Raw genomic sequence first — 18,947 nt, forward strand, 5'->3', positions numbered from 1 at the left:
CGGCGCACCGAGCACACCGGGCCATCGCGCGACGGCGGTTCAGACCGGCCCCCGGGCACCACCGCGGACCAGGAGGAGCGACGTGGAGTACAACCTTGCAGACCTGTTCGAGTCGGTTGCCGACACCGTTCCGGACCGCGAAGCGCTGGTGTACGTCGAGCATCCGGGCACAGGCGCGGAGCGCCGCCTGACGTACCGGCAGCTCGACAGGGCGGCCAACCAGTTGGCGCACCATCTGTCCGCCCACGGCATCCGGACCGGTGACCATGTGGGTCTCCACCTGTACAACGGCGTGGAGTACGTGCAGACGCTGCTCGCGTGTCTGAAGATCCGCGCCGTGCCGGTCAACGTCAACTACCGGTACGTGGAGGACGAGCTGATCCATCTGTACCGGGACGCCGACCTGGTGGCGCTGGTCTTCGACGCGGAGTTCGGCGGCCGGGTGGCGGCGGCCCTGCCGCACACCCCGAAGCTGCGGCACACCGTCCGGGTGGGCACCCCGCCCACCGGCGCGCCCCAACCGGCCCCCGCGCCCGTGCCGTTCGGTGAGGCGGAGGCGTCCGGCTCCGCGGAGCGCGGTTTCCCGGACCGCTCCGCCGACGACCAGTTCATCATCTACACCGGCGGCACGACCGGCATGCCGAAGGGTGTCATGTGGCGCGCGGAGGACCTGTTCTTCTCCGGCCTGGGCGGCGGAGCGCCGACCGGTGAACCGGTCTCCCGGCCCGAGGAGGTGGCCGAACGGGTCGCGGCCGGCGGCGACGGGCTGACCTTCTTCCCTACCCCGCCGCTGATGCACGGCACGTCCACCCTGACGCTCTTCATCGGGCTCAACTACGGCCAGAAGGTCGTCATCCACCGCAAGTTCGTCCCCGAGGAAGTGCTGCGCACCGTCGAGCGCGAGAAGGTCACCGCCCTCTCCCTCGTCGGCGACGCCATGCTGCGCCCGCTGGTCGACGCACTCTCCGGACCGCTGAAGGGCACCGACTGCTCGTCGCTGTTCGCCGTCTCCAGCTCCGGCGCCGTGCTGTCGGAGACGGTCCGCGCCCAGTTCACCACGCTGGTCCCGCACGCGATGCTCATCAACAACTTCGGCTCCTCCGAGTCGGGCTTCAACGGCACCGCCACCCCCGACTCCGGCCCCGACCGCGGCTTCCGCATCACCGTCAACTCCGGTACGGCGGTGGTCGACCCGGCCACGCGCAACCCGGTCGCCCCAGGCGAGACCGGCCGCATCGCGCTGCGCGGCCACGTACCGCTCGGCTACTACAACGACCCGAAGAAGACCGCCGAGACCTTCTTCGAGCACGCGGGCGCCCGCTGGGTGCTGCTCGGCGACATGGGCACCGTCGACGCGGAAGGCGTCATCACGGTGCTCGGCCGCGGTTCGCAGTGCATCAACACCGGCGGCGAGAAGGTGTTCCCCGAAGAGGTCGAACAGGCCCTCAAGGCGCACCCCGACATCTACGACGCGCTCGTGGCCGGCGTACCGGACGACCGGTGGGGCAGCCGTGTCGCGGCCGTGGTCCAACTGCGCGCCGGCGCGGACACGTTGACCGGCGAGGCCGTGCAGGAGCACTGCCGCACCCGGCTCGCGGGCTACAAGATTCCCCGTACGGTCGTCTTCCGCGAGGCGCTCCAGCGCTCCCCCAGCGGCAAGGCCGACTACCGGTGGGCGAAGGCCGTGGCGGCGGAGAGCAACGCCGGTGCGTGACCCTTTCGCCCGGCGCGGCGCGGCCCGCTGACCCCGCGCGACCGGCGCACCACGGCGGTGGACCGAGACGCCCCGCACCGTGAACACTGTCCGTCCGCGTCGTGAGGAGCAGCATGGCCACCGTCGTCGTCACCGGAGCGGCCTCCGGCCTGGGTGCCGCCACCGCCGAACGGCTCGCCGGGAACGGCGAGCGTGTCATCGGCGTCGACAGGCACGCCGGAAGCACCGGCCAGGCGGTGGCTGTGGAGGCCGACTTGAGTACGGCGGACGGCCGTACGGAGGCGCTGGAGCGGATCGCGGAACTGTCGGACGGGGCGGTGGACGGCTTCGCCCCCTTCGCCGGGATGGCCGCGGCGACCGGCCGGGCCGGCTCGCTCCTGGTGTCCGTCAACTACTTCGGCGCGGTCCGCCTGTTGGAGGGGCTGCGTCCGCTGCTCGCCGCCGGCCGGACACCGTCGGCGGTGCTGGTCTCCTCCAATTCCGTGACGTGCCAGCCCGGCTGGCCCGCGGAGCTCGCCGAGGCCTGTCTGCGCGGCGACGAGGACGCGGCCCGCGCACTGGCCGACGAATGCGGCTCCGTGGCCGCGTATCCGGCGACGAAGGCGGCGCTGGCCTGGTACGTGCGGCAGCAGGCCGTCACCGCGGAGTGGGCCGGAGCGGGGATCCGGCTCAACGCCGTCGCGCCGGGACTCATCGACACCCCGATGACGGACGCCATACGCACCGACCCGCTGACGGCGGAGGGCGCACGGCAGTATCCGGTCCCGGCCGGACGCTCCGGGCGGCCGGAGGAGGTCGCCGCGCTCGTCGCGTTCCTGCTCTCCCCCGCGGCCTCGTTCTGCGCCGGGTCCGTCGTCGTGGCCGACGGCGGCACCGAGGCGCTGCTGCGCGGCACGGAGTGGCCCTCGGCCTGGCAGCCGGAACCCCGGTGACAGGACCCGGGTCCCGCCGCGGACGGGCGGCGGGAGCGGGCCTCGCGGAAGTGGCGGCACGGCCCCGGGCGGCGGCGGTTCAGATGCCCCTCATGTCACAGGATGGCGTGCCCGTTGAAGACGCCGAGCTTCTCGCAGTACAGCTCCACCGGGACGCCGTTGGGGTCGCGCAGGTAGAGGCTCTCCTCCACGCCGCGGTCCGGTCCCGCGTAGCCGATGCCGGCCGCGTCCAGGGCCTTGCGCGCCGCGGCGTGCTGCTCCTCGTCCAGGGAGAGGGCGAGGTGCTGGACCCCGCCGAGGGTCTCCGTGAACTCCGGGTGGTCGTGCCCGGGGAAGTCGAAGAAGCCCAGCAGATTGCGGTTGCCGATGTCGAAGAAGAAGTGGGTGGAGCCGCGGTAGTCGCGGTTCTCGACGATCTCGACGAGCGGGAAGCCGAGCAGCTCCTGGTAGAAGCGGATCGTCTCCTCGACGTCGCGGCAGATGAACGCCACGTGGTGCACTCCGCGCGCGGTGCCGGCCGGCCTGTCCCCGGGCGGGCGGAGATAGCGCTCGCGCAGTTCCTCCCGCCGGGCGCGCACGGCTTCCAGTTCGGCTCCGTCCGGCTGTGCCATGACGGCTCCCTCCACGAGTTGGTACGACCTTCAACTATCTAGCTTACGGGTACCCCTCGCAGGTCGCGAGACACAGCGCGACGGCAGGTTCGCGGATGATGTCGCGTACACGTCAACAGACGGCCGGGGCCCGCCTGCACGCGGGCACCGGGCAAGGGCGGCCGTCAGCCCTCGGTGAGGAAGGTGAGCACCGCCGTGGCGAACTCCTTGGGCCGCTCCTCGTGCACCAGATGACCGCCGTCCTCGATGGTCACCAGGCGTGCGTCGGGGATGCGTTCGGCCATCGCGGCGAGGTCCTGCTGCGGCAGATGGCTGCTCTCGCCGCCGCCGACGAGCAGCGTGGGCGCGGTGATCGCGTCGAGCCGGTCCCACCAGTGCGGCTCGGGCGCGTTCCGCTGCTGTACGAACTGGACCTTCACGTCCCAGTCGAATAGCAGCCTGCCGGCAGGCGGTTCGGGGTGGGGCAGCGGCGGGTCCTGCGGCAGCAGGGCGCCGGTCTCCTCCAGGACGAGGCGGTCGACGCGCTCCGGGTGGGCGGCGGCGAAGAGGTAGGCGACGATCGAGCCGTAGGAGTGCCCGATGAGGATGACCCGGTCCAGGCCGAGCGCGTCCAGCAGTCCGCGCACGTCGTCGCGGACCTGCTCCAGGCCGTACTCGCCCGGCCAGTCACTGCTGCCGTGCCCGCGCAGGTCGGGCGCGTAGATCGGGTGGGTGGCGCCGAGTTGGGAGACCAGCGGGCCGCGCCAGTCCTCGCCGTCCTCGCCCAGGCAGTGCAGCAGCACCACCGGGACGCCCTCCGCCGCGTCCTCGCCCCAGGCCCGGTACGCGAGCCGGATGCCGTTCGTCTTCGCCGTACGCACGTCGACAGCCATACGGCGACCGTACGACGGACGGCAGCCGGCTCGCGACCAGGTGTCCCGGGGTGTCCCGCACGATTACGGCTGCTTCTCCTGCGGCGGCTCTCCGGCGCGGGCGAGTGCCGAACGGCGGTAGGAGTAGGTGAAGTAGATGACGAGGCCGATCAGGAACCAGACGGCGAACCGGACCCAGGTCTGCCAGGCCAGGAAGGTGATGAGCCACAGCGAGAAGAGGACGCCGAGGGCGGGCACCCACGGCATGCCGGGGCAGCGGAAGGTGCGGGGCAGTTCGGGTCGCCGGTAGCGCAGCACGATGACCGCCGTGCAGACCACGGCGAAGGCCAACAGGATGCCGATGTTGGTCAGTTCGGCGGCCTCCTCGATCGGCAGGAAGCCCGCGATCAGTGCGGAGGCGATACCGACGATCCAGGTGACACGGGTGGGGACGCGGCGTACGGGGTGCGTCTTGGCGAACCATTTGGGCAGCAGCCCGTCACGGCTCATGGAGAACCACACGCGGGTGACACCGAGCATGAAGGTGAACATCACGGTGAGGATGCCGATGATCGCGCCGACCGCGATGATGTCCGCGATCCGGTCCAGGCCGATGGACTTGAAGGCGGTGGAGAACCCGCTCTCCTTGTCGATGTCGGTGTAGTGCTGCATGCCGGTCAGCACCAGGCAGGCCGCCACGTACAGCACCATCGAGATGGCGAGCGAGTAGACGATGGCTTTCGGCATGTGGCGCTGCGAGTCCTTGGACTCCTCGGCGGCCGTGCTCATCGCGTCGTATCCGAAGACGGCGAAGAAGACCGTGGCGGCGCCGGTGAAGGCACCGCTGACGCCGTACGGGAAGAAGGGGTCCCAGTTGGCGGTGCGGATGTGGAACACGCCGACCGCGATGACCAGCAGGACCACCAGCACCTTGAGCACGACGACGATGGTCTCGAAGCGCGCCGCGCTCTTGATGCCGCGGGTCAGCAGGAAGGCCACCAGCAGACACAGCAGCGCGGCGAACAGGTCGACGCGATGGCCGTCCCCGGTGCCCGGTGCGCCGAGCATCCAGGCGGGCAGCTCACCGCCCGCCTCCTCGACCAGGAAGGAGAAGTATCCGGAGATCCCGATGGCCACCACGGAGACGATCGCCGTGTACTCCAGCAGCAGGTCCCAGCCGATGAACCAGCCGCCGATCTCGCCGAGCACCGCGTAGCCGTACGTGTAGGCCGAGCCGGCCTTCGGGATGAGACCCGCGAACTCGGCGTACGACAGGGCCGCGGCGGCGCTCGCGAGTCCCGCGATGAGGAACGAGACCAGGACCGCGGGGCCCGCCTTGCCGTTGGCGACGGTGCCCGCGAGGGTGAAGATGCCGGCGCCGATGATCCCGCCGACGCCGATCGCGGTGAGCTGTCCCAGGCCGAGGACCCGGTCCAGCTGCTCGCCCTCTCCTCCTCCGGGGCCCGCCTCGATCTGTTCGATGGGTTTGCGGCGCAACGCACCCTGAGTGCTCCAGAGCCCGGCCATGGGTGATCCTCTCCCTTGGTGCTGTCGGTAGCCGCGGTGCCGCCTTGGCGGCGCCGGGAGACGGATCATCATGACGCGCGGGAGCGGCCCGGGGAAGACGACTCACTGGGGCACGCCGTACCCGGTTTCCGTGTCAACTCACGCGCTCACACCACTCGTTCGTGTCCCTCCCAGTACGGGGCACGGAGCCGGCGCTTGTAGAGCTTGCCGTTGGGGTCGCGGGGCAGCTCGGCGACGAAGTCGACGGACCGCGGCCGCTTGTAGCCCGCGAGCTGTCCTGCGCAGTGCTCCAGGAGCGTCTCGGCCAGCGCGTCGTTCCCCTCGTGTCCGGGTGCAGGTTCGACGACGGCCTTGACCTCCTCGCCCCGGTCGGCGTCCGGGATGCCGAAGGCGGCGGCGTCCCCGACGGCGGGGTGCGTGAGCAGCGCGGCCTCGATCTCGGCGGGATAGATGTTGACGCCGCCCGAGATGATCATGTCGATCTTGCGGTCGCGGAGGAAGAGATAGCCGTCCTCGTCGAGGAAGCCGAGGTCCCCGACGGTGAAGAAGTCGCCGATCCGGTTCTTCCGGGTCTTGGCCTCATCCTTGTGGTACGTGAAGCCGCCGGTCTTCATCTGCATGTAGACGGTGCCCAGTTCACCCGCGGGCAGCTGGTTGCCGTCGTCGTCGAAGACGGCCAGTTCGCTGATGGGCCAGGCCTTGCCGACGGTGCCGGGCTTCTTCAGCCAGTCCTCCGCCGTGGCGAAGGCGCCGCCGCCCTCGCTGGCCGCGTAGTACTCCTCGACGCAGTTCCCCCACCAGTCGATCATTCCGCGCTTGACGTGGTCCGGGCAGGGCGCGGCGCCGTGGATGGCGTGCCGCATCGACGACACGTCGTACGCCGCGCGCACCTCGTCGGGCAGGGCCAGCAGCCGGTGGAACTGTGTGGGGACCATGTGGGTGTGGGTGCAGCGGTGCGCGTCGATGAGCCGCAGCATTTCCTCGGGCTGCCATTTGTCCATCAGCACGAGGCGGTGTCCGATGTGCAGTGCCGCACCGGCGAACTGCAGCACCGCCGTGTGGTACAGCGGCGAGCACACCAGATGGACGTTGTCCTCGAAGGGGCGGATGCCGAAGATGCCCAGGAACCCGCCGAGCGGGGCGTCTTCGGGTGGACGTCCGGACAGCGGGCGGCGGATTCCGCGCGGCCTGCCCGTCGTACCGGACGTGTAGTTCATGACGGCGCCCGCCGTACGGTCGGGCAGCGGTTCGCCGGACTGTCCGGCGAGCAGGTCGGCGTACGGACGGAAGCCCGGCACTTCGCCGACCGCGTACCTGTGGGTCTCCGGCAGTCCCGCGTCGTCGGCAGCCGCACGGGCCGCGTCGCCGAAGCGCTCGTGGGCGAGGAGCACTTTGGCGCCGGAGTCGGAGAGGATCCAGGCGATCTCCGGGCCGACCAGATGGTGGTTGACGGGCACCATGTAGAACCCGGCCTGGAAGGCCGCCAGGTAGGCGGTGAAGAACGCGGTGCCGTTCGGCAGGACGGCGGCGAAACTGTCGCCGGGTTCCAGTCCGGCGGCGCGCAGTCCCGCGGCCAACTGGTTGCACGCGGCGTGCAGTTCACCGGCGGTCCACTCGACGCCGTCCGGGTCGACCAGTACGGCGCGGTCGGGCTGCTGTGCGGCCTGTGCCCAGAAACCGGTGGGCGGCTGTGACATGGCGGGAGTCCTCCTCAGGCCGGCCCGTGGGCCGAGTCATTGACGGAGTCGTGGGCGGAGCCTGCGATACGGCCGAGCCGTTCGACGGCGCGCGAGAAGCCGCGGGTGAGGTCGTCGACGACTGCCTGCACGCTGCGTTCGGAGTTCATGGAGCCGACGATCTGTCCGACGGGCGTGCCGAGAAGCGGTTCGACCTCGTGCCGCTGGATCCGCGAGTTGGCCTCGGCCACGAGCAGCCCCTGCAGCGGCATGGGCAGCGTGCCGGGCCCCTCCGGGTCGTCCCAGGCGTCGGTCCAGTCGGTGCGCAGCTGGCGTGCCGGCTTCCCGGTGAGCGCGCGGGAGCGCACGGTGTCGCCCGAACCGGCCGCGAGGAGCTTCTCGGTGAGCTTCCGCGAGTGCATCTCGGCCTCGTGCGTGGTGAGCCACACGGAGCCCAGCCAGGCTCCCTGCGCGCCCAGGGCGAGGGCCGCGGCGATCTGTTCACCGCTGCCGATGCCGCCGGCGGCGAGCACCGGCAGCGGGTCGACCGCCCGTACGGCCTCGGGCGTGAGCACCATGGAGCCGATCTCCCCTGTGTGCCCGCCGGCTTCGTACCCCTGGGCGACGATGATGTCGATCCCGGCGTCCTTGTGGTGCTGTGCGTGCCGTGCGCTGCCGGCGAGCGCCGCCACCAGGATGTTGTCGCGGTGTGCGCGCTCGACGACGTCGGCCGGTGGTGAACCCAGCGCGTTGGCCAGGAGTTTGATGGGGTAGTCGAAGGCGACGTCGAGCTGGCTGCGGGCGACGTTCTCCATCCAGCCCGTGATGCGCCAGCCGGCCCGCTCCCCCTCGGGCATCTCCGGCACGTCGTACCGGTCGAGGATGTCCTTGATGTACTGCCGGTGCCCCTCCGGCAGCATGGCCTCGATGTCGGCCTCGGTCACCCCCTCCACCTTCTTGGCGGGCATGACCACGTCGAGCCCGTAGGGCAGTCCGTCGGTGTGCTCCTCCATCCAGTCCAGATCGCGCCGCAGTTCGTCCCCGTCCGTGTAGCGCACCGCGCCGAGGACGCCGAAACCGCCCGCCCGGGTGATCGCTGCCGCGACCGCGGGGAAGGGCGTGAATCCGAAGAGGGCGTACTCGACTCCCAGCCGCTGGCTCAGCTCCGTCCGCATGAGGGGCAGGATGCCGCAGCGTCCCGGAGGAGGGAAGAGATTTTCTGATGCAGCGTCAGATTCTGTGCTGCGGGCGCCCCTTGGCGCGCTCGCGGAGGGGCGGCCGTCAGATCCTGTCGGCCTGCGCGGCCGGTGCGCCCCGCATCGCCGCGACGCCCCGGTACACCTCGGCGGCCTCGTCGGCGCGCCCCAGCCGCTCCAGACAGTGCGCCTCGTCGGTACGGCTGATGAGCGTGTCCGGATGGCCGTCCCCGAGGATCCTGGCGCGCGCCTCGGCGACCTGCCCGTACACCTCCAGCGCCTCCTCCCAGCGGCCCAGCCAGCCCAGCGCGACGGCGACTTCACGACGGCTGACGAGCGTGTCGGGGTGCTCGCCGCCGAGGGCGCGCACCCGCAGTCCGCACACCTCGCGGGCGGTGGTCAGCGCCTCCTCCCAGCGGCCCAGCCGCCCCAGGTTGACGCCGAGCCCGTGCCGGGCGCGCAGGGTCTCCGGGTCAGTCGGCCCCTGGGCGCGGGTGCGGATCTCCGCGAGGTCCCGATAGAGCTCCAGCGCCTCCTCGCAGCGGCCCAGCCTGCCCAGAGCGATACCCGCCTCGTAGCGCGCGGCGAGGGTGTCCGGATGGCCCTCGCCGAGCACCCGCTCCCGTATCCCCGCGACCTCCAGATACGTGTTCAGCGCCTCTTCCCAGCGGTCCATCCGGCCCAGCGCGTACGCCACTTCGTACCGGGTCACCAGCGTGTCCTGGTGCTCCGCGCCCAGCACCCGGGCCCGCGCCGCGGCGACCTCGTGGAACATCCGGTGGGAGTCCTCGGCGCGGCCCAGCCTGCTGAGGTTGAAGGCGAGGTTGTGGCGGCAGCGGAGGGTGTCGGGATGGTCCGGCTCCATGATCCGCTCACGTGCCGCCAGCACCGTCGAGTAGACCTGGTGGGCCTCGCCGTGCCGGCCCAACTGGCCTAGCACGAACGCCGATTCCTGCCGCGCCGCGAGCGTGTCGGGATGGTCGGCGCCCAGCGTGTCGGCCCGGCCGGCGGCGACCCGCCGGTACGCGCGCAGGGCCTCGGCGTGCCGGCCCAGCCTGCACAGTGTGAAGCCCACCTCGTACCGGCTGGTGAGCGTGTCCGGGTGCTCGGGCCCCAGGGCCTGCTCGCGGCCCGCGGCCACCTCCCGGTGCACGTCGTACGCCTCTTCCCAACGGCCCAGCCTGCCCAGGCCGATGGCGGTGGTGTAGCGCCCGGCGAGCGCCGCGAGCAGCTCGGGACCCGGCGCTGTGTCGTCCGCCGCGGAACCCGGCAGCGTGGCACGGTCCGCCGGGGACTCCGCGCCGCCGTTCACCGACAGGCCCCGCTGGGGCGACACATGGCCGGCCCGGTGAAGCTGCTGCGGCAGCCCCTCCAGCGGCGGCTGAGAGGGCCCTTCGGGGGTGTTCCACTGCCCGGTGAGCGCCGCATGCGCCCCGGAGTCCGCCGGCAGTACAGTCCGCTCTCCGCTCCCGGCAGCCGTGGTGCCCGCGCTCATCCCGCGGGTCCAGGACGGCAGCCGGCGCGGCACGCTCGGCTGTCCGCCGTTTCCGGCGGACATCGCCCCGTACGCCCCCGGCCCCACGACGGGAGCTCCGGGGAGGCCGGAGCCGCCGTACGCGCCGTGCGCCGCGATCAGGGCCTGCCACAGTTCGGCAGCCGTACCCGGGCGGTCCTCCGGGTCCTTGGCGAGCAGCCGCAGGATCGCCTCGTCCAGGGGCTGGGGCAGTTCGGAGCGGTGGCTACGGGGCCGCTCGGGCTCCGTGTCCCGGTGCCCCACGAGCACCGCCCAGGCGTCCCCGTGGTCGAAGGGCGGTACCCCGGTGGCCAGTTCGTACAGCACACAGCCGAGCGAGTACAGGTCGCTGCGGTGGTCGACCACGCTGCCCGCGATCTGTTCGGGCGACATGTAGTGCGGTGTCCCCATGGCGACACCGCCGCCGGTGAGCTTCGCGGTGAACCCGATCTCGCGGCCCAGCCGGGCGATGCCGAAGTCGCAGATCTTCACCGTGCCGTCGGTGGTGCGCATCACGTTGGCGGGCTTCAGGTCGCGGTGCACGATGCCCTGGTCGTGGGTGTAGGCCAGCGCGGCGGAGACCTGGCAGGCCACGTCGAACAGGTCCGCCACGGGCAGCGGGTGCCGCCCGTTGTCCTCCAGCAGCTGGCTGAGATTGCGCCCCTCCAGCAGCTCCATGACCAGATAGAGCAGCCCGTCGTACTCGCCGAAGTCGTGCACGACGGTGACACCCCGGTGCTGCAGCGAGGCCGCGACCCGCGCCTCACGGCGGAACCGTTCCCGCAGCACCCGCAGATACGTCGCGTCGCCCGGACTGCCCGTGGGCTTGAGGCACTTGACGGCCACCCGGCGGCCCAGCGACTCGTCGCGGGCCTCCCACACCTCGCCCATGCCGCCGCGCCCGATCAGTTCGAGCAGCCGGTAACGGCCCTGGATCAGTGTGGTGTCCGGCATCGCGCGCATTCGCCCCCGTCGTCGCTCCGGGACTCACCTGTCTGCCCAGTATGGATTCCTCGAACCGCCCTGGGTATGCCCGAAGTCGACACTGTACGTCCGGCAGTACGACGCGGCGTACGCCCACCCGTACGACACGGCGTACGCCCCGCTCTACGCCGGAATGCCCGGTCCCGGCGGCTGTATTCGCCGGTCAGCGACGTACGTACGGCCGGCGGTCAGCGGCGTACGCGCGGCATGCCCAGGCCGATCCACGTGATGATCTCGCGCTGGATCTCGTTGTTGCCGCCGCCGAAGGTGAAGATGACGGCGCTGCGGTAACCACGCTCCAGTTCACCGTGCAGCACGGCCCCCGCCGACCCCTCCTGCAACGGGCCCGCCGCCGCCGTGACCTCCATCAGCCAGGCGAACGCGTCCCGGCGCGCCTCCGAGCCGTACACCTTGACCGCCGACGCGTCCTGCGGAGTGAGCGTGCCCTTGTCCAGGGCGTCCACCATCTGCCAGTTGAGCAGCTTCATCGCGTCCAGTTTTGCGTGCGTGCGGGCGAGCCGGGAGCGCACCCAGCCCAGATCGGCCACCCTTCGGCCGTCGGCCAGCTTGGTGTCGGCCGCCCACTGACGTACGTCCTGCAGCGCGCGGATGGCCATCGTGCCGTGCGCGGCCAGGGTGACCCGCTCGTGGTTGAGCTGAGTGGTGATCAGCCGCCAGCCCTTGTTCTCCTCGCCGACACGGCGGGACGCGGGGACGCGGACGTCCTCGTAGTAACTGGCCGTCGTGTCGTGCCCGGCAAGGGTGTTGATGACGGTGCACGAGTAGCCCGGGTCGTCGGTCGGCACCAGCAGCATGGTGATGCCCTTGTGCGGCGGAGCGTCGGGGTCCGTCCGTACGGCCAGCCACACCCAGTCCGCCGTGTCGCCGTTGGTGGTCCAGATCTTCTGCCCGTTGACCGTGTAGGTGCCGGTCTCCGTGTCGCCCTCGCGCACGGCGCGGGTCTTCAGCGCCGCCAGGTCGGTGCCGGCCTCGGGCTCGCTGTAACCGATGGCGAAGTCGATCTCGCCGGACAGGATGCGCGGCAGGAAGTACGCCTTCTGCTCATCCGTGCCGTTCTGCATGAGGGTCGGACCGACGGTGTTCAGCGCCATCAGCGGCAGCGGTACGCCCGCCTGCGCCGCCTCGTCGAAGAAGATGAACTGCTCCATGGCGCTCATGCCTTGCCCGCCGTACTCGACGGGCCAGCTGACGCCCAGCCGGCCGTCGGCACCCAGCCTGCGGACCGTCTCGCGGTAGAACCGCTTCCGCGCCACGGGGTCGCCGAAGCGCGCGTAGGCGTTCTCGGGCACCAGCTGCCCGAAGTACGCGCGCAGTTCTGCGCGCAACTGCTCCTGCTCCGGTGTGTATGCGAGGTGCACGGTCCCCTCCTGGGCTCGGCCTGCTTCCGGCGGCGACACCGTAGAACGTGTTCCACTAATAGGGAATGCCGCGGACGGCGGGAGGTTTTCCGGCGGCTTTCCCGTGACGCGGGCCGCGCGGACCTGGGCAGCAGCGGTGTGCTGCGGCAGGCTGTACGTGTCCACCAGGGCAGGTCACGCCAGCCGGAGGTACTCCTTGAAGATGCTGATGAACGTCCCCGAGAGGGTCGTCACCGACGCGCTCCGCGGCATGGCAGCCGCGCACCCCGAACTGACCGTCGACACGGAGAACCGCGTCGTGGTGCGCGCCGACGCGCCGGTCGCCGGGAAGGTCGGCCTCGTCTCGGGCGGCGGCAGCGGCCACGAACCGCTGCACGGCGGTTTCGTGGGCCCCGGCATGCTCGACGCCGCCTGCCCCGGCGAGATCTTCACCTCCCCGGTGCCCGACCAGATGGTGCGCGCCGCGGCGGCCGTGGACAGCGGCGGCGGCGTGCTGTTCATCGTGAAGAACTACACGGGCGACGTGCTCAACTTCGACATGGCGGCCGAACTCGCCGAGGACGAGGGCGTCCAGGTCGCCAAGGTGCTCGTCCAGGACGATGTGGCGGTCACGGACTCGCTGTTCACCGCGGGCCGCCGCGGCACGGGCGGCACGCTGTTCGTGGAGAAGCTGGCCGGGGCGCTGGCCGCCGAGGGCGCGCCGCTGGAGCGGGTGGAGGCGATGGCCCGTCAGACGTCCGAATCCTGCCGCAGCTTCGGCGTAGCCCTGAGCCCCTGCACCACCCCCGCCAAGGGCAGCCCGACCTTCGACCTGCCGGCCGGCGAACTGGAGCTGGGCATCGGCATCCACGGCGAACCGGGCCGGGAGCGGCGGCCCATGATGACCTCCGGCGAGATCGCCGACGCGGCCGTCGACGCCGTGCTGGAGGACCTCCAGCCGCAGGGCCCCGTGCTCGCCCTGGTCAACGGCATGGGTGCCACACCACTGCTGGAGCTGTACGGATTCTGCGCCGAGGTGCGGCGCGTGCTGGACGAACGCCGTGTCCCGGTCGCGCGCACGCTCGTCGGCAACTACGTCACCTCACTCGACATGGCGGGCGCCTCCGTGACGCTCTGCCAGGCCGACGAGGAGATGCTGCGGCTGTGGGACGCCCCGGTCGCGACGCCCGGGCTGCGCTGGGGCGCGTGAACACGAACGACATGTGTGCGAGAGGACAGCAGTGAAGGAACAGAACGAGGGCGACGGCACGCTGGACGCCGCGGCGACCGTGCGCTGGCTGACCACGGCGGCCGGCGCGGTCGACAGGGAGGCCGACCGGCTCACCGAGCTGGACTCCGCCATCGGCGACGCCGACCACGGCAGCAACCTGCGCCGCGGCTTCCAGGCCGTCACGGCGGCCCTGGAGAAGGACCCGCCCGGCACCCCCGGCGCCGCGCTCATGCTCGCGGGACGCCAGCTCGTCTCGACCGTCGGCGGCGCCTCGGGCCCGCTGTACGGCACGCTGCTGCGGCGTACGGGCAAGGCCCTCGGCGACACGGAGGGGGCGGCCGTACCGGAGTTCGCGTCGGCGCTGCGCGCCGGGATCGACGCCGTCGCACAGCTGGGCGGCGCCGCGCCGGGCGACAAGACGATGCTGGACGCGCTGTATCCGGCGCTCGAAGCCCTGGAGGGCGGGTCCGGCGCGCAGGCGTACGCGGCGGCCCGTACCGCGGCGGACGAGGGCGCGCTGGCCACCGTTCCGTGGCGGGCCAGGAAGGGCCGGGCCAGCTATCTGGGCGAGCGCAGCGAAGGGCACCAGGACCCGGGCGCGACCTCGTCGGCGCTGCTGGTCGGCGCGCTCGCGGAGGTGATGTCCGGTGAGTGAGAACGCGAACGGGAACCAACAGGCGGGTGCGCAGCCCCGGGTGGGCATCGTCCTGGTCTCGCACAGCAGCCAGGTGGCCGACTCTGTCGCGCAGTTGGCGATGGGGCTCGCGGGTCCCGACAGCGCGCCGGCGACCGGCGCGGGCGGCGGGCCCGACGGCGGTCTGGGCACCAACGCCGACGTGATCGCCAAGGCGGCGCATCTGGCCGACTCCGGTGCGGGTGTCGCCGTACTCGTCGACCTGGGCAGCGCCGTCCTGACGGTCAAGGCGCTGCTGGCCGAGGGCGACGAACTGCCCGAGCACACCCGGCTGGTGGACGCCCCGCTGGTCGAGGGTGCCGTGGCGGCGGTCGTCACCGCCTCGGGCGGCGCCGACCTGGACGCGGTCGCCGCGGCGGCCGCCGAGGCGTACGACTACCGCAAGGTCTGACCCCGGAGGTCCGACCCCTGGCACACCGGCGGCGCCCGCAACGGACCGGCCCTCATGGCCCGTTGCGGGCGCCGCACGTGCTCAGAGCGCCACGTGGTCAGAACCGTTCAGAACGCCACGTTGTCGTTCACCGAGCCGAGTCCCGTGCCCGACATCCGGCGGTGCAGGGCGAGCGCCTGGTCCTCGGTGAGCGAGGCCACGTGGTCGGCGGCCGCGCGCAGCCGGTCACCGTGCAGCGCGAGCTCCTCCGCACGCTCCGGCGGCAGCAGCTGCGGCGACTCATGGGTCCAGCGCAGCAGTTCGCTCACGATGCGCCGCTTGCCGTGCTGCTGGGTGGCGAGCGCGGGCCGGTCGATGACGTAGCACCACACCAGTTCCTTCAGCAGATCGCAGGCCGCACGGCGCTCGGCGGGGACCTCCAGCCGCGCGCCGTAGCGGATCGCCGCCGTACCGCCGACCTCCAGGTGCAGCTCGCGCGTGAAGTACGCGATGAGGTTGGCGGTGCGCAGATTGACCGCGACGGCGTCCTCGTGGTGCCCCGTGTACGGCCCCGGAACGGCCATCGTCTTGCCGATCTCCGCGAGCAGTCCCTCCGCCGTCGCCCGGTCGAAGGGCACGCCGTCACGCGCGCGCTTGCGCTCCACGTAGCCGAGGAAGCGCTCGGTCTCGCGCTCCGTCTCGGCGCCCGCGCCGCCCTCGGGCGGGAACAGCGCCTGGAGCGGGATCAGCCCGGTGCGGTAGAAGTCCTCCACGTCGTGACAGGCGTAGGTGACGTCGTCCGCCCAGTCCATCACCTGTTCCTCGACCGGCACGGCGTCGTCGGAGCGCCCGTTGCGCAGCCAGGCGAACGCCTCCCTGTCGGCCACGTACACGCCCCACTTGCTGTGCCGCGCGGCGTTCTGCTCACGGGGCGCGCGCTCCCAGGGGTACTTCACCGAGGCGTCCAGGCAGGCGCGGGTGAGGTGCAGTCCGCGGTGCCCGGTGTACTTGTGCGCGGCGAGGAAGGTGAGCACGCGCAGGGTCTGCGCGTTGCCCTCGAAGCTGTCCAGCACCCCGTCGGCGAACCGCAGTTCGTCGATCGTGGTGCGCAGCGCCGTCTCCCCCGCGTGCCCGAACGGCGGGTGGCCGATGTCGTGCGCCATGCACGCGGCCTCGACGAGCGCCGGGTTCGGCCCGCCGTACCGGCGTTCCAGCCGCTCGGCCATCCGCCGCCCGAGCTGGGCGACCTTCATGGAGTGGGTCAGTCGCGTGTGATAGGCGCCCAGTTCACCGCTGGCGACGACCTGGCTCTTGCCGGCCAGGGCGCGCCACTGGGTCGAGTAGAGGATCCGGTCCACGTCGTGTTCGAAACCGGTGCGCTGTCCGTCGTCGGAAACCCGCCGGCGCAGCGAGTGCTGTTCCAGGTCGTCGTCGCCATAGTTCGTCGGTCGCATCGCCCGATGCTACGCGCGTTGACCGCTCGTCTCGAACCAGGCGGGTCCCTCGGTCGCGGCCTGCTTGATGCGGAACAGCGCGAACTCCTCCAGCGGCGGCAGCGCGTCCCGCTCGAACCAGCCGACCTCCAGCGACTCGTCGTCGTTCACACGCGCCACGCCGCCGGTGGCCCGGCAGCGGAAGCAGATGTCCATGAACTGGCAGATGTCGCCGTTGGGATAGGTCACCGGCGGCACCAGCGTCTGCGTCAGCACGACCCGCTCCGCCTCGCAGTGCACGGCGGTCTCCTCCAGCACCTCGCGCACCACGGCGTCGGCGGGCTGCTCACCGGGCTCGGGGATGCCGCCGACGATCGACCAGTGGCCGGTGTCCGCGCGTCTGCCGAGCAGCACCCTGCCCTCGTCGTCGAAGACGACAGCGCTCACTCCGGGAAGGAAGAGCAGCTGGTGGCCTGCGGTGGCGCGGATATCGCGGATGAAGTCGGGCGTAGCCATGCACCGACCCTACGTGCCGGCCGGACCCCGGGTACGGCGTCCCGGCTAGATCCCCGGCACGGCGGACTCGGCGGTCAGCAGCCGGCCCTCCGCGTAGGTGCGCGCGGCGGCGGGCAGCTCGCCGGGACGGCCCGCGAGCAGCACCGTCAGCGGGCCGGCGGGCTGCGCCGCGGGGTCGGCGGGCACGCCGATGCGGCGCAGCGCCTGGGCGGCGACGGCGGAGGCGGAGCCGAACAGGACGGGGCGGGGCGTGCCGGGCGCCGCGACGGCGTCCCGGATGCGTTCGCCGACGAGTTCGTAGTGGGTGCAGCCGAGGACGACGGTGCGGACGCCGGGCGGGGTGAGCGCTGCGGCAGCACTGATCGCCGCGTCCACGGCGTCCTCGTCGGCCTGCTCGATGGCGTCGGCGAGTCCGTGACAGGGCACCTCGGTGAACTCGGCGCCGTTGCCGAAGTCCTCGATGAGAGCCCGCTGATAGGGGCTGCCGGTCGTCGCCGGGGTGGCCCACACGGCGACGGGCCCGCCGGTCGCGGCGGCCGGTTTGACCGCGGGAACGGTGCCGATCACGGGCAGTTCGGGCTCCAGCTCGGCCCGCAGCGCGGGCAGCGCGTGCACGGTGGCCGTGTTGCAGGCGACGATCAGCGCGTCGGGCCGGTGCTCGGCCGCGGCGCGGGCACAGTCCAGCGCGAGTGCGGAGATGTCGTCGGCGGTCCGTGGCCCCCAGGGCATGGAGTCGGGGTTGGAGGAGAGCACCAGCCCCGCGTCGGGCCGCGCCCGCCGCACTGCCGCCGCCGCTGCCAGAAGGCCGATTCCGGAGTCCACGCACGCGATCTTCACGGGGAGCCACTCTAATCGATCGGGCGTCCGGACCCGCGTGTGTCCGCCCGCGCGCGGGTGCGCCGACGCCGCTCCGTACCGGCGCGCGTACGGCGGAGTACGGACGTGTGTGCGGCAGACTGCGGCGATGAGCGCGCTCTTCTGGATCGCCGTCGCGTCCCTGTGCTGCTGGCTGTGGCTGCTGCTGGGACAGGGCTTCTTCTGGCGTACGGACGTCCGGCTGCCGCCGCACGGCGACGGGCCCGCGCACTGGCCGTCGGTGGCGGTCGTGGTGCCGGCCCGGGACGAGGCGGCCGTGCTGCCGGAGAGCCTGCCGTCGCTGCTGGCGCAGGAGTACCCGGGGCGCGCCGAGGTGTTCCTCGTGGACGACGGCTCCCAGGACGGCACCGGCGCACTCGCCGGACAGCTGGCGGGCGAACGGCCCGGCGGTCTCCCGCTGACCGTCCTGTCGCCGGGTGAGCCGGAGCCCGGCTGGACGGGAAAACTGTGGGCCGTACAGCACGGCATCACCCGCGCGCGGGAGCGCACGGACGCCGAGTATCTGCTGCTCACGGACGCGGACATCGCCCACGAGCCGGATTCACTGCGGCAGTTGGTGAGCGCGGCGCACGACGCGCAGCTGGACATGGTGTCCCTGATGGCACGGCTGCGCGTCGAGAGCTTCTGGGAACGGATCATCGTGCCGGCCTTCGTCTACTTCTTCGCCCAGCTGTACCCGTTCCGCTGGGTGAACCGTCCGGGCTCCCGTACCGCGGCCGCAGCCGGGGGCTGTGTGCTGCTGCGCACGGAGACGGCGGCGCGGGCCGGCGTACCGGCGTGCATCCGGGGCGCGGTGATCGACGATGTGACACTCGCGCACGCCGTCAAGCACGGCGCAAATGGCCGGATCTGGTTGGGTCTTGCTGACGCTGTGCACAGTGTGCGTCCGTACGACGGGCTGCCCGATCTGTGGCGGATGGTGACCCGCAGTGCCTACGCGCAACTGCGGCACAGTCCGCTGCTGCTGGCGGGCACGGTGCTGGGTCTCGCACTGGTCTACCTGGCACCCCCGGTGACCGCGTTGTGCGGTGAACTGCCGGGCATCGCGGCCTGGTTGGTGATGGCGCTGACATACGTGCCGATGCTGCGCTATTACCGGCAGCCCCTGTGGCTCGCCCCCACCCTGCCGGTCACCGCCGCGCTCTACGCGCTGATGACCCTCGACTCGGGGCGGCGGCACCACCGGGGACACGGGGCGGCGTGGAAGGGTCGCACGTACGGGTAGCGTCAGGGGCGCGCGGAACCTTTTCGTACGCTGGCTCGTGTACCCGTGCAGGACCTTGCGCCCACGTGTCGACACAGCGGCTAAGTGTCCCGTACACAGGACGGGTCCGGCCCCCTCTGTCACCCGCTGAAGGGGCGATCCATACACGATCACCCTGCACGTTCACGACCCATTTCCCTACGTTCACCCGAATTGGTGACTCCCCGTCACTCCCAGCACGTGAACTGAGCCACTTACCGG

The 18,947-nt window shown here is 71.8% G+C and carries 16 protein-coding genes; 6 read left to right on the top strand and 10 right to left on the bottom strand.

From position 1 onward, the window contains the following. Nucleotides 1-82: 82 nt before the first annotated feature. Nucleotides 83-1,714, top strand: a complete 1,632-nt coding sequence (locus tag AC3AGO_RS05415) for an acyl-CoA synthetase (protein ID WP_487818959.1) — start codon at nt 83-85, stop codon at nt 1,712-1,714. A 113-nt stretch (nt 1,715-1,827) separates the two neighbouring features. Next, nucleotides 1,828-2,646: an SDR family oxidoreductase gene (locus AC3AGO_RS05420; protein WP_487818960.1), complete on the top strand. Its 819-nt coding sequence runs from the start codon at nt 1,828-1,830 to the stop codon at nt 2,644-2,646. 95 nt (nt 2,647-2,741) lie between these two features. On the opposite strand, the gene AC3AGO_RS05425 is transcribed toward AC3AGO_RS05420, so the two are convergent. The 7 genes from AC3AGO_RS05425 to AC3AGO_RS05455 all read right to left on the bottom strand — a co-directional run bounded on the left by AC3AGO_RS05425 (nt 2,742) and on the right by AC3AGO_RS05455 (nt 12,383). Then, nucleotides 2,742-3,257 (bottom strand): VOC family protein, encoded by a 516-nt coding sequence (locus AC3AGO_RS05425; RefSeq protein WP_487818961.1) that lies wholly within the window; start codon nt 3,255-3,257, stop codon nt 2,742-2,744. A gap of 164 nt (nt 3,258-3,421) precedes the next feature. Beyond that, entirely contained in the window at nt 3,422-4,129 is a 708-nt protein-coding gene (locus AC3AGO_RS05430) for an alpha/beta fold hydrolase (RefSeq protein ID WP_487818962.1), read from the bottom strand. Between the two features lie 63 nt (nt 4,130-4,192). Beyond that, nucleotides 4,193-5,635 carry an amino acid permease gene (locus AC3AGO_RS05435; protein WP_487818963.1) on the bottom strand — a complete coding sequence of 481 codons (1,443 nt, stop codon included), beginning with the start codon at nt 5,633-5,635 and terminating at the stop codon, nt 4,193-4,195. Nucleotides 5,636-5,781: 146 nt separating this feature from the next. After that, complete coding sequence (locus AC3AGO_RS05440) at nt 5,782-7,332, bottom strand: acyl-CoA synthetase (protein ID WP_487818964.1); 1,551 nt, start codon at nt 7,330-7,332, stop codon at nt 5,782-5,784. 14 nt (nt 7,333-7,346) lie between these two features. After that, entirely contained in the window at nt 7,347-8,486 is a 1,140-nt protein-coding gene (locus tag AC3AGO_RS05445; protein WP_487818965.1) for an NAD(P)H-dependent flavin oxidoreductase, read from the bottom strand. 106 nt (nt 8,487-8,592) lie between these two features. Further along, on the bottom strand, nt 8,593-10,974 hold the full coding sequence (locus tag AC3AGO_RS05450; protein WP_487818966.1) for a serine/threonine-protein kinase: 2,382 nt from the start codon (nt 10,972-10,974) through the stop codon (nt 8,593-8,595). 218 nt (nt 10,975-11,192) lie between these two features. Next, the gene (locus tag AC3AGO_RS05455; RefSeq protein WP_487818967.1) at nt 11,193-12,383 is read right to left on the bottom strand and encodes an acyl-CoA dehydrogenase family protein; all 1,191 of its coding nucleotides are present in this window, start codon (nt 12,381-12,383) and stop codon (nt 11,193-11,195) included. A gap of 196 nt (nt 12,384-12,579) precedes the next feature. Between AC3AGO_RS05455 and dhaK the strand changes: the two genes are divergently transcribed. Genes dhaK through AC3AGO_RS05470 form a run of 3 tightly spaced genes read left to right on the top strand, consistent with a single transcriptional unit; the run spans nt 12,580 to nt 14,678 of the window. Then, the gene (gene dhaK, locus AC3AGO_RS05460; protein WP_487818968.1) at nt 12,580-13,572 is read left to right on the top strand and encodes a dihydroxyacetone kinase subunit DhaK; all 993 of its coding nucleotides are present in this window, start codon (nt 12,580-12,582) and stop codon (nt 13,570-13,572) included. Nucleotides 13,573-13,603: 31 nt separating this feature from the next. Further along, on the top strand, nt 13,604-14,248 hold the full coding sequence (dhaL, locus tag AC3AGO_RS05465) for a dihydroxyacetone kinase subunit DhaL (protein WP_487818969.1): 645 nt from the start codon (nt 13,604-13,606) through the stop codon (nt 14,246-14,248). Next, nucleotides 14,241-14,678 (top strand): PTS-dependent dihydroxyacetone kinase phosphotransferase subunit DhaM, encoded by a 438-nt coding sequence (locus AC3AGO_RS05470; protein ID WP_487818970.1) that lies wholly within the window; start codon nt 14,241-14,243, stop codon nt 14,676-14,678. The genes dhaL and AC3AGO_RS05470 overlap by 8 nt, the downstream gene beginning before the upstream one ends. A gap of 107 nt (nt 14,679-14,785) precedes the next feature. Here the strand turns inward: AC3AGO_RS05470 and AC3AGO_RS05475 are convergent, their stop codons facing one another. From AC3AGO_RS05475 to AC3AGO_RS05485, 3 genes are read right to left on the bottom strand one after another with little or no spacing between them, the layout of a single operon-like run. Next, complete coding sequence (locus AC3AGO_RS05475) at nt 14,786-16,111, bottom strand: deoxyguanosinetriphosphate triphosphohydrolase family protein (protein ID WP_487818971.1); 1,326 nt, start codon at nt 16,109-16,111, stop codon at nt 14,786-14,788. 9 nt (nt 16,112-16,120) lie between these two features. After that, nucleotides 16,121-16,606 (bottom strand): NUDIX hydrolase, encoded by a 486-nt coding sequence (locus tag AC3AGO_RS05480; RefSeq protein WP_487818972.1) that lies wholly within the window; start codon nt 16,604-16,606, stop codon nt 16,121-16,123. A gap of 45 nt (nt 16,607-16,651) precedes the next feature. Next, entirely contained in the window at nt 16,652-17,443 is a 792-nt protein-coding gene (locus AC3AGO_RS05485) for a glutamate racemase (RefSeq protein WP_487818973.1), read from the bottom strand. A gap of 127 nt (nt 17,444-17,570) precedes the next feature. On the opposite strand from AC3AGO_RS05485, the gene AC3AGO_RS05490 reads away from it, so the two are divergent. Further along, nucleotides 17,571-18,707, top strand: a complete 1,137-nt coding sequence (locus AC3AGO_RS05490; RefSeq protein ID WP_487818974.1) for a glycosyltransferase — start codon at nt 17,571-17,573, stop codon at nt 18,705-18,707. Nucleotides 18,708-18,947: the final 240 nt, after the last annotated feature.

The organism is Streptomyces sp. BL1 (genome assembly GCF_057628045.1).